The sequence below is a fragment of the Comamonas sp. C24C genome (assembly GCF_053345995.1).
On record NZ_JBKFBC010000003.1, the window covers coordinates 208,062 to 221,573 of the forward strand.

The following is a 13,512-nucleotide window of genomic DNA, read 5'->3' on the forward strand; positions in this document are numbered from 1 at the left end:
TTGCCGCCATAAGGCTGGCTGTTGCGATAGTGGCGGGTGAGTGCGTACAGATACCAGCCCTGGTCCTCGCTGAGCGTGAGGGTCCATCGGGTTCTGAGGATGTCTCTGCGGTTGTCGTCGGAAAACCAGGTACTGCCGAATGCTGCGCCCACGGACAGGCGCGGCAGGAACTGGTGATCCAGCACGCCGAGCAGACTGGTCGAAGTCAGGCCTTGCTGTATGCCGCGGCGCGAATTGACGATGTCGCGCTCCGCGCTCAGGCCCACGGCTGTGGACGGCACCAGCTGGTAGTTGGCATCCCATGCTCCGACCAGATTGTCGTGCCCGGCGCTGCTGTTCACGCCCAGGCGGGCCTGAGAAGACCAGCTTTTGTTCTTCTGGCTGTGGGTGGCAAAGAGGCTTTGGCCCGTGGCAGACCAGCTGTCCATCCGATAGCGCTGCCAGCCGGCTCGCAGTCCCCAGCCATTGGCTGCTTCGTACTGCGCCCAGGGCTTGAATTCGTTGAATCCGTCCGAGTCATTGCTGGCGTCCAGGCCGCCTAGTACATAGCCTGACGCGGTATCGGAAGGCTGGGCCTGGATATTGCAGGCAAGCAGCAGCATGCCCGTCAGCAGTCCGCAGGTGCGAGCGTGCTTGTTCATTTGGTTCCCCAGTTCTTGGTTCGACTGACTAATTCTTTGAGGTAGCCCCAGACGCACGCGGGCTGCAACACCACGCTGTAGAACAGCGCATAGGCCACAAAGCCGACGATGTTGCGTCGCACGCGCAGGTGCTGGCTGCGAAACATATGGGACTGAATGTGAAACATCAGATAGTTCACCAGCATGGCCAGCGGCAGCACCAGCAGCGTCATGGGGCCCGCAATCCAGTAAATGCCGAAGCAGGCCAGGATCAGGCCCGGCAGGAATGCGAAGGTGAAAACCAGATCCATATAGGGGAACAGAAGGTTCCACCAGATGAAGAGGGTCGTCATCCTCGGCTTGAACAGCAGCCGCCAGTGACTTTTGAAGGCCTCGATCAGGCCGCGCGACCAGCGCTGGCGCTGGCGGATGAATTGGGTCCAGGTTTCAGGGACATTGGTGAACAGGCAGGCGTTCTCGGCAAACCCGACGCGGTAGCCTGCTTCCAGAATGCCCCAGGTCAGCACGATGTCCTCGCCCACCGTATGCGGCCAGCCCCCCAGTTCCCTGAGCAGCCGGGTGTCATAAGCGGAAAACGCGCCTTGGGCGACCAGTGTTCCGTGGTACATGCTCTGCAGCCGTTTGATGGCGGCAATGCCGTGGAAGTAGTCCCACTCCTGGATCTTGGTCACAAAATTGCTGCGGGAGTTGCGTGTCAGCACGGCTCCGGCCACGGCACGGGTGTTCGGCGGGTCGCTGATATAGCGGCGGATCAGGTTGGCCAGCGCGTTCTTGTAGAGATAGGAGTCGCCATCCACCGTCAGCGTGATATCTGTTCTGACCAGCTCGAGTGCCTTGCTCAGGGCGCGTGCCTTGCCCACGTTCTGCGGCATGCGAAGAACCTGCAGCCATGGATAGGCAACGGTTTCCAGCTTCCTCAACGTGCCGTCGGTGGATCCGTCATCGACAACGATGACGGAGAGCTCGCCCGGGTAGTTCTGCCCGTCGATGCTGGCCAGCGTCGACAGAATACTGGCTTCCTCGTTATAGGCGGCCACCAGGATGGTGATGGCTGGAAGGCGCTTTTCGTAGGACTGCAAGGTGAATGCAGGACGCCGGTCCATCAGCAGGCTGACGACCAGAAAGGCATTCATGAATCCGGGAATGACAGCGATGCCCCAGACAATGAGATGGGAAAGCACCGGGCCGACGATCAGCGACAGGTCCTGAATCCAGCGTTGTGCCACGGTGGCCGCCATCAGCGCCCACAGGACGCTGGCTGCCAGGGCTATCGCGAACTTTGCCTGAAGGGGCAGGTACAGGCGCCTGCGGGCTCGCATGGATGCTGCCTCGGCAGCCGCTTCACACGATATCTCCGCTGCATGTTGCTCAAGCTGGGGTGGGGTGCGCCTGTCTGCGCTTGAAGGGGTTGCGATCCTGGCTGGTGCAAGTTGCGGGGCAACCAGATCGACATCTGTCCTGTTCACTTTCTCTAGCATCCGACTTTCAAACTTCTCTATTCCTCCTTATTTTTCATTTAATTTCTTCTATCTAGCGCCGATTGTCCTGGTTTTGATAAAACTTCACACTTGCTGTGGCTTCCAGCATATTGCCTTGGTGGTGTTTCGACAGGTCGCGGCAGGCAGGCCGGGGCTGCTGACGCATGACTTGTTTTGCGCGGAGATCACAGTTTCCAGCCAAGCTCCAGCGCAATGAATGCCGAGCACTGGCCGCAGATCTTGGGGGCAGCGCGCACGGTGACGCTATAGCGCTCCCCCTGCCAGCGCACCAGGGCCCCTGCGGCCGCCATGACGGGGCGAGAGTAGTTGGTGCGCAAGCCGGCATACACACCGGAGTGGAAATTTCCAAAGGCCAGTGGCGTGTATTCGCCTATGGCGTAGGTGCTCCAGCGGTTGATGCTGTTGCGATAGAAGCCCGCCTGCACGGAAAAATCGCTGGAGAACTCGCGTCTGATACCGAGGCCCAGGTTTTCCTCGTTCCATGTCTTGCCATGCTTCCGTTCGCTGAAGTGGTGGCTGACGGTGTGCAGATTGATATGCCAGGCGCCCGTTGGCTGGCTGGCCGGGGCAGGTTGATTGACCTCGGCGGGCTGAGTGGCTTCGGCAGGCGCATTGGCCTCGACAGTCGGGTTGGATTCGTCGGCCAGGGCTGCGGAACAGGTAATGACGATGGTCAGTCCTGCCAGTGCTTTTAACGATTTCATTGCCGTTCCCCCGCGTCGCTTCTCAGGCGCATGCAGACAGGTCATTGACATCCTTGGCTGGCGTTCACCGTGTTGCCAAGGGACCTGGCTTACCGATTTCTATTTAAAAAATTCATGTAAGCCATGTTTCTTAATGTCTTTGACTATCAATTTGGTTGGTGTAGGAATAGCTCTTATCTATTGGTGACCAAATTCCAATTTGGTTTATAAAAAATTGGATTTTTCTTTGTCGAAAAAACGGAAGGAGGGGCGCGGCTGCGTCCGGCCTGGTTGAAGGCGCTCTCTGTCAGACGCAAAAAAGGCCGCATGGGCGGCCTTTTGATGAGCTGAGGCGAGGCAATCCTGGCCTCGTTGGCGGAGCTTAATCGCCTGGCTGCTGCTTTGCGGCTGCAGCTGCGGCGCGCAGCTTGTCCTTCTTGCTGGGTCTGCGGCCCTTGATGCCGCCATTGCCGTCCTGCGCAACCGGTGGCGGCGGCAGGGCCTCGGTGGGCTCAAAGCCCTGGATTTGCTCCAGATCGATCTCCAGCTGATTGCGCTTGCAGATCAGTTGCCAGTGAGCAGTGTCGGCGGGACTTACAAAGGTGATGGCGCAACCCGCATGTCCTGCGCGACCCGTGCGGCCAATTCTATGAATATAGTCGGCGGGCGAGCGAGGCAGGTCGTAGTTGATGACGGTGGGCAGCTGTGCGATGTCGATGCCGCGCGCGGCCAGATCGGTGGTGATGAGCAGCTGCCAGCGCTTGGCCTTGAACTGGTCGAGCACATCCTTGCGCGCGCCCTGGCTCATATCTCCGTGGAAGGTGGTGGCGTAGATGCCCGCCTTGTAGAGCTTGTCGGCCAGCATTTCGGCGGTGTGGCGCTTGGCGACAAAGACCAGGGCTCGCTCCCATTCGGGTTGGTTCTCGCCTTGCTTGACGAGCTGGCGCAGCAGCTGGGTGCGACGGGTGCTGTCCACGGCAATGGCGCGCTGGCTGATGTTCTCCGGGCTGGCCGAATGCTCGGCGGCCTGGTCGGCATCGACCTGCACACGAACGGGGTCGTGCAGCAGATGGGCCGCCAGCGCTTCCACGTTCTGCGGGAAGGTGGCCGAGAACAGCAGGGTCTGGCGCTTCGCGGGCAGCAGGGCCAGCACGCGGTTGAGTTCTTCGGCAAAGCCCTGGTCCAGCAGGCGGTCGGCTTCGTCCAGCACCAGATGCTGCACGGTATTCAGGCGCACGGCGTTGTTCTCCACCAGATCCAGCAGGCGGCCCGGCGTGGCGACCAGAAAGTCGGCGCTGCCGCGCAACTGCATCATCTGCGGGTTGATGGAGACACCGCCATAGACCACGCGGCTGCGTGGTTGCTCACGCAACTGGCGCGTGATGTCGCTCAGGCTTTCATGAACCTGCAGGGCCAGCTCGCGCGTGGGCACCAGAATCAGGGTGGCCAACGGTCGCACAAAGCCGGTCTGGCCGCGCTTTTGCGCCAGCCAGGCCTGCAGCAGCGGCAACAGGTAGGCCATGGTCTTGCCCGAGCCTGTGGGCGCGCAGGCCCAGAGATCGCGCCCGGCCAGCACGGCGGGGATGGCCTCGGTCTGAATCGGCGTCGCGTCGCGCAGACCCAGATCGAGTGTGGCATCCAGAAGCTCGGCGCGCAGGCCTAGGGGGGCAAAAGACATAGAAGAATCAATAGCGGTGTGCAGGAGGCGCATTGTGCGGGAATTGCCGCGTCGCAGCGAGGCGCAGGGACAAGCGCGGCGGCAGGCTACATTCGGAGGATTACAACCCGCAAGGAGCACCAGCCATGAGTCAGATCACGCATCAAGCCATTGTCATGACGGAATACGGAGGCCCCGAGGTCCTGCAGATCGCCTCGGTCGCTTCGCCGCCGCTGACGGCTGGACAGGTGCGCGTGCGGCACACGCGCATTGGCGTGAACTTCCACGATATCTATGTGCGCTCCGGGCTGTACAAGACGCTGGCGCTGCCGGGCACGCCCGGCATCGAAGCCGTGGGAGTGGTGGCCGAAGTGGGGGAGGGCGTGACTCGCTTCAGGCCCGGCGACCGGGTCTGCTATGTCTCTGGCGCCTATTCCATCTACGCCGCCGAGCGCGTGATTGCGGGCGACGAGCTGATTGCCGTGCCCGATGACCTCAGCGACGCGCTGGTCGCATCCAGCCTGCTGCGCGGGCTGACGGCCGATGTGCTGCTGCACCGGGTGGCCCGGGTAAGCCAGGGATCGCGGGTTCTGGTCCAGGCCGCCGGTGGTGGCATGGGGCAGATTCTGAGCCAGTGGGCCACGCAGCTGGGGGCCATGGTGATCGGCACGGCAGGCAGCGATGCCACGGCCAGGAAAGCCGATCAGGCAGGTTGTGTGGAGGTGATCCGCTATCGCGGCGCGGGCGCCCAGGATGTGGCCGCGCGTGTACAGCAGCTGACCGGCGGCGAAGGCGTGGATGTGGCCTATGACGGTGTGGGCAAAGACAGCTTTGATGGTTCGCTGGCCAGTCTGGGCATCGGCGGCCAGCTGGTGATGTACGGACAGTCTTCCGGCCCGGTGCCGCCGCTGGAGATTGCGCGTCTGGCCGCCAAGTCGAACAGCGTGTGCCGGCCCATGGTGTTTCACTTCGTCAAAAAGCCCAGAGAGCGCGATGCCATGGCCGCGCGCCTGTTCGAGGCGCTGCGCAAAAAGCATTTCCGCATGGGCGAGCCGCAGGAGTTTGCGCTGGCCGATGCCGCGCAGGCCCACCGGCAACTGGAGGCGCATGGCGCCCAGCAGCCCATCTTGCTCGTGCCCTGACGGGGATGGTCTGTGGTGAGGTCTTATTGCGCGCCGGCTTGCGGGCGTGGCAGATAGACCTCGCGCCACAGGCTGACTTTTTCGTGTTCGTCAAAGCGCATGAGCAGCATGGCGACAAAGTGCTGGGTGCTGTCATCGGTCTTGATGATGCAGACATCCATGGAAAAGACCACCGAGTCCTCATCGGCCGTGGCGTGCCGGATGTCGTAGCGAATGCCTTGCATGTCCTGCTTCATGCCTTCGAGAAACTCGCGATAGCTCTCGAGGTTGGCCGCATAGTGGCGGCCATTGGGCTCGACCACGAATTGCTCGGCAAAGCACTCGGCGACCTGCTCGCGGCTCAGTGTCGTGTGGTGGTTCAGGTGGCGCTGGTTCCAGTCCAGCACGGCGTGGGCCAGCTCCAGATTGCGTTGTCGTTTTGCATGCATGAAGAGCAGTATAGAAGAGCCGATTCCGGGTTTGCTCGGTATCTCTGACTCGGATCGACTCATGAATTTTTATAGCAGATAGCGCATGCTATTAACAGATTTCATGGTGATTTCAATCTGAAATCTATATGGAGAATGCGCAAGAAGCTATGTTTTTTGTCAGATGCCGAGATTGCAAGCTCACGTAAAAAAGCCCGCAGGCTTTGCAGTCTGCGGGCTTTGGGTCAGCGTCAGACCCGGCAAGCCGGGCCTGAATGTGCCGATCAACGCTGAGCGATAGGCTTGACGTCGCGCGACACGGAGCCGGTGAACAGCTGGCGGGGACGACCGATCTTGTACTCGGGGTCGGCCATCTGTTCATTGAGCTGGGCGATCCAGCCCACGGTGCGGGCCAGAGCGAAGATGCCGGTGAACAGGTTGACGGGGATACCGATGGCGCGCTGCACGATGCCGGAGTAGAAGTCCACGTTGGGGTAGAGCTTGCGCTGGACGAAGTAGTCGTCTTCCAGGGCAATCTTTTCCAGCTTCTTGGCCAGGGCGAACAGGGGATCGTTTTCCAGACCCAGTTCGGCCAGGATTTCGTTGCAGGTTTCCTGCATCAGCTTGGCGCGGGGGTCGTAGTTCTTGTAGACGCGGTGGCCAAAACCCATCAGCTTCACGCCGCTGGTCTTGTCCTTGACCTGTTCCATGAACTCGCCGACCTTTTCGATGCCGCCGTTGGCCTGGATGCCTTCCAGCATGTTCAGGCAGGCTTCGTTGGCGCCGCCGTGGGCAGGGCCCCACAGACAGGCCACGCCAGCGGAGATGGCCGCGAAGGGGTTGGTGCCGGACGAACCGCACAGACGCACGGTGGAGGTCGAAGCGTTCTGCTCGTGGTCTGCGTGCAGGATGAAGATGCGGTCCAGAGCGCGCTCAACCACGGGGTTGACCTTGTACTCTTCGCAAGGGTTGCCGAACATCATGCGCATGAAGTTGCCGGCATACGACAGGTCGTTCTTGGGGTACATGTAGGGCTGGCCCATACCGTACTTGTATGCCATGGCGACCAGAGTAGGCATCTTGGCGATCAGACGGATCGCGGCGATGTTGCGGTGCTCTGGGTTGGTGATGTCGGTGCTGTCGTGGTAGAAGGCCGACATGCCGCCCACCAGGCCGGTCAGCACGGCCATGGGGTGAGCATCACGACGGAAGCCGCGCAGGAAGAACTGCATCTGCTCGTTGACCATGGTGTGCTTGGTCACCAGCTCTTCGAAGTCGGCCTTTTCCTTTTCGTTGGGCAGCTCCCCGTACAGCAGCAGGTAGCAGGTTTCCAGGAAGTTGCAGTTCTTGGCCAGTTGTTCGATGGGGTAGCCGCGGTACAGCAGCTCGCCCTTGTCGCCATCGATGTAGGTGATGGCGGATTGGCAGGCAGCGGTAGAGAGGAAGCCCGGGTCATACGTGAACATGCCAGTCTGGGCGTAGAGCTTGCGGATGTCGATCACATCCGGGCCGATATTGCCCTGGTACACCGGCATTTCCACACTGGGAGCGCCATTGCTGAAAGACAGCGTTGCTTTGTTGTCAGCGAGTTTCATTTCCAAACTTCCTTCTCTAGTTTGCCTAGCCTACTGGGGACAGTTACCGGGCTGGCGCTTGCGCACCATCTCCAGCACTTCCCTGACTTCTTGGGTATCGAGTTGTCCTTCAGGTTCCTTGCGACGCAAGAAAAGATCCATCAGGTCGTTGTCTGCCAGATCCATCAAGGCAGACAGGCCAGTCGCGTGTCTCCGCGTGAGCTGGCTTCCGTAGGTGGCGAAGAACTGCTCGATGAACAGATCGTTCTCAACCAGACCACGGCGGCTGCGCCACCTCAGCAGGTCGCGCTCACGTTCGTCGAGCAGAGTATTCGTCATCAGCATCAGACGGTTCGACGAACCATCAGCTCCTTGATCTTGCCAATGGCTGCAGTGGGGTTCAGGTGCTTGGGGCACACGTCCACGCAGTTCATGATGGTATGGCAGCGGAAGAGGCGGTAAGGATCTTCCAGATTGTCAAGGCGCTCGCCCGTGGCTGTGTCGCGGCTGTCCGCGATGAAGCGGTAAGCCTGCAGCAGACCGGCCGGGCCCACGAACTTGTCGGGGTTCCACCAGAACGAGGGGCAGCTGGTGGAGCAGCTGGCACACAGAATGCACTCGTACAGGCCGTTGAGCTCTTCGCGCTCTTCGGGCGACTGCAGGCGCTCCTTGCTGGGCGAGGCGTAGACATCGCTTTGCAGGTAGGGCTTGATCGAGTGGTACTGCTTGAAGAACTGGGTCATGTCCACGATCAGATCGCGGATGACGGGCAGGCCGGGCAGGGGCTTGAGAACGATGTCGCCCTTGAGGGTGTTCATGTTCGTCAGGCAGGCCAGACCGTTCTTGCCGTTGATGTTCATGGCGTCGGAGCCGCAAACACCTTCGCGGCAGGAGCGACGGAAGGCAATGGAGGGGTCCATGGCCTTGAGCTTGACCAGAGCGTCCAGCAGCATGCGCTCGTGGCCGTCCAGCTCCACTTGCACGGTTTGCATGTAGGGCTTGGCGTCTTTGTCCGGATCGTAGCGGTAGATTTTGAATGTGCGCTTCATTTTGATCTTCTCTCGTGGGCTGCTGAATTAGAACGTGCGGACCTTGGGAGGAACGCTGGCAACGGTCAGGGGCTTGAGGTTCACAGGCTTGTAGGACAGGCTGTTGGTGGCGCTGTCCCACAGGGTGTGCTTGAGCCATTCCTTGTCGTTGCGGCCCAGCGGGAATTCGGCGTGGTCGGCAGGGTGCTCGTAGTCGTACACGGTGTGTGCGCCACGGCATTCCTTGCGGGCTGCGGCCGAGGTCATGGTGGCTTGCGCCACTTCGATCAGGTTGTCCACTTCCAGGGCTTCCATGCGAGCGGTGTTCCACACCATGGACTTGTCCTTCAGGGTCACGGAGCTGACCTTGTCGCGGATCGCGTTGATCTTGGCGACGCCTTCGTCCATGCTCTTTTGCGTACGGAACACGCCAGCATGCGTCTGCATGGACTGACGGATGTCGCCGGCGACGTCCTGGGCGTAAGTGCCTTCCTTGGAGTCCTGCAGCTGGTTCAGACGAGCCAGGGTGCGGTCGGCGCCGTCGGCTGGCACTTCGTGGTGAGCGCCGAAGCCGTTGACGAATTCCACGATGTGCTTGCCGGCAGACTTGCCGAAGACCAGCAGGTCCAGCAGCGAGTTGGTGCCCAGGCGGTTGGCGCCGTGCACGGACACGCACGAGCATTCGCCCACGGCGTAGAGGCCGTTGACCACATTGTTCTGCTGGCCGTCCCAGACCACGACCTGGCCGTTGATGTTGGTGGGGATGCCGCCCATCTGGTAGTGGATGGTGGGAACCACGGGGATGGGTTCCTTGGTGATGTCCACGTTGGCGAAGTTGTGGCCGATTTCTTCCACGGAAGGCAGACGCTTGCGGATGGTTTCGGCACCCAGGTGGTCCAGCTTCATCAGGATGTAGTCCTTGTTGGGACCACAGCCGCGACCTTCCTTGATTTCCTGGTCCATCGAACGCGACACGAAGTCACGTGGTGCCAGATCCTTCAGCGTGGGAGCGTAACGCTCCATGAAGCGCTCGCCTTCGCTGTTCAAGAGAATAGCGCCTTCGCCGCGGCAGCCTTCGGTCAGCAGCACGCCGGCACCGGCCACGCCGGTGGGGTGGAACTGCCAGAACTCCATGTCCTGCAGAGGAATGCCGGCGCGGGCAGCCATGCCCAGACCGTCACCGGTGTTGATGAATGCGTTGGTCGAAGCCTGGAAGATACGGCCGGCACCGCCGGTAGCCAGCAGCACCGCCTTGGCGTGCAGCTCGTACAGGTCGCCGGTTTCCAGTTCCAGTGCGGTCACGCCGACCACATCGCCCTGGGTGTTGCGGATCAGGTCCAGCGCCATCCACTCCACGAAGAAGTTGGTCTTGGACTTGACGTTCTGCTGGTACAGCGTGTGCAGCATGGCGTGACCGGTACGGTCAGCAGCGGCGCAGGCGCGCTGCACGGGCTTTTCGCCGTAGTTGGCGGTGTGGCCGCCGAAGGGACGCTGGTAGATGGTGCCGTCGGCATTGCGGTCGAAAGGCATGCCGAAGTGCTCGAGCTCGATCACGACGTTTGGCGCTTCACGGCACATGAACTCGATGGCGTCCTGGTCGCCCAGCCAGTCGGAGCCCTTGATGGTGTCGTAGAAGTGATAGTGCCAGTTGTCCTCGGACATATTGCCCAGCGAAGCGGACACGCCGCCTTGGGCAGCCACAGTGTGCGAGCGAGTGGGGAAAACCTTGGACAGCGAGGCGACGGACAGACCGGCGCGCGACAGTTCCAGCGCAGCGCGCAGGCCGGAGCCGCCGGCACCGACGATCACGACGTCAAACTTGCGCTTGGTGATATTTGCTTTGGAGTAGCTCATTCTTAACCTTCAATCGTGGAGACTGTGTCTCAATCAGAGACGCCACAGAACCTGGATGCCCCAGCCGATGCAGCCGACCAGCCAGACAATGGTGACCACTTGCAGTGCAAGGCGCAGGCCCACGGGCTTGACGTAGTCCATCCAGATGTCACGCACGCCGATCCAGGCATGCCAGCCCAGAGCCACGAAGAGGGCCAGGGTCAGGAACTTCATCCACTGGGGCGAAAAAATGCCGGCCCACTGCTCGTAGCCCACGGGGCCGCTGACCGTCAGAAAGCGCACCAGCAGCACAACGGTGTACAACGCCATCAGAACGGCGGTAGAGCGTTGAGCGAGAAAGTCGCGGGTGCCATAGTGCGCGCCGACAACGGTGCGCTTGGAGCCGTAATTCACGGACATGGTTGTTTCCTTATCGTGAGGTGTTATTGACTGGGCGCTGATCAGTACAGACCAAACAGCTTGGCGCCAAGCACCACGGTCAGGGCAACGCTGATGCACAGCACGACTGCGGCGGTGGACTTGCCGGTCTGCTTGTTCACGGCATGGTGGTTCACATCCATCACCAGATGGCGGACACCTGCGCAGAAGTGGTGCAGATAGGCCCAGATCAGAGCCAGGCAGACGAGCTTGGCAAACCAGCCAAAGGGACCTGCGAATACCGACGTGAAGGAATCAAACGAAATTTCCGACGAGATCGAGTGGTCGAACATCCAGATGATGAACGGCAGCAGGATCGCCATCAGCAGACCGCTGACGCGGTGCAGGATGGACACGATGCCTGCCAGGGGCAGTCGATAGGTCGGTAGGTCCGAGAAGAAGTTGATATTGCGGAACTCTGGCCGCTGTTTTGCTTTTTGCTCTGTCATGGCAGGGTACTTTCGTGGATGTAACTGCGTTGTAATCGCTAGTGCGAAGCGACACAAAATTCTATTGCAATGCAGCAGAATCCGTTAGCCGAATTTGCATAGCAGAGGATTGGGCTCTGTTGCAATCAACGCTTTTACGAGGGGATTCAGTTCAATGCATTGCGGTAATGATGGGTGTCGGTGCGGTACAGGCCGCGCCGTAACTCCATGGGAACATCGTTGTATGTGTAAGCAGTTCGCTCCACGCTGAGCAGCGGCGTGGTGCTGGGAATGTTCAGCAACTGGGCTTGCTCGGCATCCGGCAGAACGGCGCGAATTTTTTCGTCGGCCCGCACCATGCGAACGCCATAGACCAGCTCGAACATGGCGTAGGTGGGGCCCTGGTAGCCGGACATCTGCTCGGCCGTCAGCCCCTTGAAGGCGTTGCCAGGCAGCCAGATGTCCTCCAAAATAGTCGGGATTGCGGCAAAGGACAGGGTGCGGCGCACATGCATCACGGCGTCGCCGGTGCGCAGGGCCAGGGCGCGGGCCACTTCGGCGGGCGCGCGCAGGCGGCGGCACTCCAGGATGTGGCGCTCTGCGCGGCCTTCGCCCTGCAGGTCGCCGGCATCGGGGCGCAGATTCAGAAAGCGGTACTGCACCTGCTGGGCGGCGTGAGTGGCCACAAACGTGCCCTTGCCCTGGCGGCGCATGACCAGATTTTCGGCTGCCAGTTCATCGATTGCCTTGCGCACCGTGCCCTGGCTGACCTTGAAGCGGGCTGCCAGCTCCATTTCACTGGGAATCAGTTCTCCGGGGCGCCATTCGCCAGCTTCCAGGCTTTGCAGGATCAGGCCCTTGATCTGCTGGTACAGAGGGCTGAAGGCTGGGGTGGAGACGCCGGCGCCACCGCTATGGCTGGCGTTGTTGTCCGGGGCTGTGTTGTGAGGGGTCGGCATAGTTGGTTTTGAAGGTATCGCCTCCGCGATGCGATGCACAAAAACAGTCGATTTGACTCTGGTCGCTAAGTGAAGATCATATCTTATATAAGACATAAGACAAATTGACCGGGCTTTGATTTCAGCAGTACACTTGCCGCATGTTTGCGGAGCTTGCGCTACTGGTGGTTACGCTGGTGCAACCTGGCGCCCATAACATCTCACTTTTTTCCAATCTTGGAGTTTCACCATGAGCAAGAAGCCCGTCCGTGTCGCCGTTACCGGCGCAGCTGGCCAAATCGGTTACGCCCTGTTGTTCCGCATCGCCTCCGGCGAAATGCTGGGTAAAGATCAGCCCGTTATTCTGCAACTGCTGGAAATCCCCGACGAAAAGGCTCAAAACGCTCTGAAGGGCGTGATCATGGAGCTGGAAGACTGCGCCTTCCCCCTGCTGGCCGGCATCGAAGCCCACGCCGACCCCATGACCGCCTTCAAGGACACCGACTACGCTCTGCTGGTGGGCGCCCGTCCTCGTGGCCCCGGCATGGAACGTGCTGACCTGCTGGCTGCCAACGCCCAGATCTTCACCGCCCAGGGCAAGGCTCTGAACGCCGTGGCTTCGCGCAATGTCAAGGTTCTGGTGGTGGGCAACCCCGCCAACACCAATGCCTACATCGCCATGAAGTCGGCTCCCGATCTGCCCGCCAAGAACTTCACCGCTATGCTGCGCCTGGACCACAACCGCGCTGCTTCCCAACTGGCTGCCAAGGGCGGCTTCAAGGTTGGCGACATCAGGAAGCTGACCGTGTGGGGCAACCACTCGCCCACCATGTACGCCGACTACCGCTTCGCCACCGTGGACGGCAAGTCCGTGAAGGAAGCCATCAACGACCAGGAATGGAATGCGAACGTGTTCCTGCCCACCGTGGGCAAGCGTGGCGCTGCCATCATCGCTGCTCGCGGTCTGTCGTCGGCTGCTTCGGCTGCCAACGCTGCCATCGACCACATGCGTGACTGGGCCCTGGGCTCCAACGGCGAATGGGTCACCATGGGCGTGCCTTCCAACGGCGAGTACGGCATCCCTGCCGGTATCGTGTTCGGTTTCCCCGTGACCACCACGGCTGACGGCGAATACAAGATCGTCGAAGGTCTGGAAATCGATGCCTTCTCGCAAGAGTGCATCAACAAGACTCTGGCTGAGCTGCAAGGCGAGCAAGACGGCGTCAAGCACCTGCTGTAATCAG

The 13,512-nt window shown here is 60.7% G+C and carries 14 protein-coding genes; 2 read left to right on the forward strand and 12 right to left on the reverse strand.

The window, feature by feature from the left end; all coding sequences use genetic code 11:
* From ACLBXN_RS07845 to ACLBXN_RS07860, 4 genes are all read right to left on the reverse strand, one after another.
* A partial coding sequence (locus tag ACLBXN_RS07845) for a hypothetical protein (protein ID WP_447611745.1) occupies window positions 1–641 on the reverse strand: 641 nt, incomplete at its 3' end.
* Window positions 638–1,960 carry a glycosyltransferase family 2 protein gene (locus ACLBXN_RS07850; RefSeq protein ID WP_447611746.1) on the reverse strand — a complete coding sequence of 441 codons (1,323 nt, stop codon included), beginning with the start codon at window positions 1,958–1,960 and terminating at the stop codon, window positions 638–640. The genes ACLBXN_RS07845 and ACLBXN_RS07850, both read right to left, overlap by 4 nt.
* A 344-nt stretch (window positions 1,961–2,304) precedes the next feature.
* Complete coding sequence (locus tag ACLBXN_RS07855; RefSeq protein ID WP_447611747.1) at window positions 2,305–2,844, reverse strand: hypothetical protein; 540 nt, start codon at window positions 2,842–2,844, stop codon at window positions 2,305–2,307.
* Between the two features lie 361 nt (window positions 2,845–3,205).
* Complete coding sequence (locus ACLBXN_RS07860) at window positions 3,206–4,501, reverse strand: DEAD/DEAH box helicase (protein WP_447611748.1); 1,296 nt, start codon at window positions 4,499–4,501, stop codon at window positions 3,206–3,208.
* Window positions 4,502–4,626: 125 nt separating this feature from the next.
* On the opposite strand from ACLBXN_RS07860, the gene ACLBXN_RS07865 reads away from it, so the two are divergent.
* A complete protein-coding gene (locus ACLBXN_RS07865) occupies window positions 4,627–5,622 on the forward strand; it encodes a quinone oxidoreductase family protein (protein WP_447611749.1) in 996 nt (331 codons plus the stop codon).
* 23 nt (window positions 5,623–5,645) lie between these two features.
* On the opposite strand, the gene ACLBXN_RS07870 is transcribed toward ACLBXN_RS07865, so the two are convergent.
* From ACLBXN_RS07870 to ACLBXN_RS07905, 8 genes are all read right to left on the reverse strand, one after another.
* Entirely contained in the window at window positions 5,646–6,050 is a 405-nt protein-coding gene (locus tag ACLBXN_RS07870; protein WP_447611750.1) for a nuclear transport factor 2 family protein, read from the reverse strand.
* Between the two features lie 263 nt (window positions 6,051–6,313).
* Window positions 6,314–7,624, reverse strand: a complete 1,311-nt coding sequence (locus tag ACLBXN_RS07875; RefSeq protein ID WP_003053203.1) for a citrate synthase — start codon at window positions 7,622–7,624, stop codon at window positions 6,314–6,316.
* Window positions 7,625–7,654: 30 nt separating this feature from the next.
* A complete protein-coding gene (locus ACLBXN_RS07880) occupies window positions 7,655–7,948 on the reverse strand; it encodes an FAD assembly factor SdhE (protein WP_003053208.1) in 294 nt (97 codons plus the stop codon).
* Window positions 7,948–8,652, reverse strand: coding sequence for a succinate dehydrogenase iron-sulfur subunit (locus ACLBXN_RS07885; RefSeq protein ID WP_003053210.1), 705 nt, complete (start codon window positions 8,650–8,652; stop codon window positions 7,948–7,950). The genes ACLBXN_RS07880 and ACLBXN_RS07885 overlap by 1 nt, the downstream gene beginning before the upstream one ends.
* Before the next feature lie 27 nt (window positions 8,653–8,679).
* A complete protein-coding gene (sdhA, locus tag ACLBXN_RS07890; RefSeq protein ID WP_447611751.1) occupies window positions 8,680–10,485 on the reverse strand; it encodes a succinate dehydrogenase flavoprotein subunit in 1,806 nt (601 codons plus the stop codon).
* A gap of 33 nt (window positions 10,486–10,518) precedes the next feature.
* Entirely contained in the window at window positions 10,519–10,884 is a 366-nt protein-coding gene (gene sdhD, locus ACLBXN_RS07895) for a succinate dehydrogenase, hydrophobic membrane anchor protein (protein WP_003053214.1), read from the reverse strand.
* A gap of 41 nt (window positions 10,885–10,925) precedes the next feature.
* A complete protein-coding gene (gene sdhC / locus ACLBXN_RS07900) occupies window positions 10,926–11,351 on the reverse strand; it encodes a succinate dehydrogenase, cytochrome b556 subunit (RefSeq protein ID WP_003053216.1) in 426 nt (141 codons plus the stop codon).
* Window positions 11,352–11,497: 146 nt separating this feature from the next.
* Window positions 11,498–12,289: a GntR family transcriptional regulator gene (locus ACLBXN_RS07905; protein WP_211458518.1), complete on the reverse strand. Its 792-nt coding sequence runs from the start codon at window positions 12,287–12,289 to the stop codon at window positions 11,498–11,500.
* Window positions 12,290–12,518: 229 nt separating this feature from the next.
* Between ACLBXN_RS07905 and ACLBXN_RS07910 the strand changes: the two genes are divergently transcribed.
* Window positions 12,519–13,508 (forward strand): malate dehydrogenase, encoded by a 990-nt coding sequence (locus ACLBXN_RS07910; protein WP_003053219.1) that lies wholly within the window; start codon window positions 12,519–12,521, stop codon window positions 13,506–13,508.
* The last annotated feature ends 4 nt before the right edge of the window (window positions 13,509–13,512 follow it).

Bases quoted from the DNA above. Each gene is read 5' to 3' on its own strand.
- ACLBXN_RS07850 (WP_447611746.1), bottom strand. From the start codon at position 1,960: ATGCGAGCCCGCAGGCGCCTGTACCTGCCCCTTCAGGCAAAGTTCGCG.
- ACLBXN_RS07855 (WP_447611747.1), bottom strand. From the start codon at position 2,844: ATGAAATCGTTAAAAGCACTGGCAGGACTGACCATCGTCATTACCTGT.
- ACLBXN_RS07860 (WP_447611748.1), bottom strand. From the start codon at position 4,501: ATGTCTTTTGCCCCCCTAGGCCTGCGCGCCGAGCTTCTGGATGCCACA.
- ACLBXN_RS07865 (WP_447611749.1), top strand. From the start codon at position 4,627: ATGAGTCAGATCACGCATCAAGCCATTGTCATGACGGAATACGGAGGC.
- ACLBXN_RS07870 (WP_447611750.1), bottom strand. From the start codon at position 6,050: ATGCATGCAAAACGACAACGCAATCTGGAGCTGGCCCACGCCGTGCTG.
- ACLBXN_RS07875 (WP_003053203.1), bottom strand. From the start codon at position 7,624: ATGAAACTCGCTGACAACAAAGCAACGCTGTCTTTCAGCAATGGCGCT.
- ACLBXN_RS07880 (WP_003053208.1), bottom strand. From the start codon at position 7,948: ATGCTGATGACGAATACTCTGCTCGACGAACGTGAGCGCGACCTGCTG.
- ACLBXN_RS07885 (WP_003053210.1), bottom strand. From the start codon at position 8,652: ATGAAGCGCACATTCAAAATCTACCGCTACGATCCGGACAAAGACGCC.
- sdhA (WP_447611751.1), bottom strand. From the start codon at position 10,485: ATGAGCTACTCCAAAGCAAATATCACCAAGCGCAAGTTTGACGTCGTG.
- sdhD (WP_003053214.1), bottom strand. From the start codon at position 10,884: ATGTCCGTGAATTACGGCTCCAAGCGCACCGTTGTCGGCGCGCACTAT.
- sdhC (WP_003053216.1), bottom strand. From the start codon at position 11,351: ATGACAGAGCAAAAAGCAAAACAGCGGCCAGAGTTCCGCAATATCAAC.
- ACLBXN_RS07905 (WP_211458518.1), bottom strand. From the start codon at position 12,289: ATGCCGACCCCTCACAACACAGCCCCGGACAACAACGCCAGCCATAGC.
- ACLBXN_RS07910 (WP_003053219.1), top strand. From the start codon at position 12,519: ATGAGCAAGAAGCCCGTCCGTGTCGCCGTTACCGGCGCAGCTGGCCAA.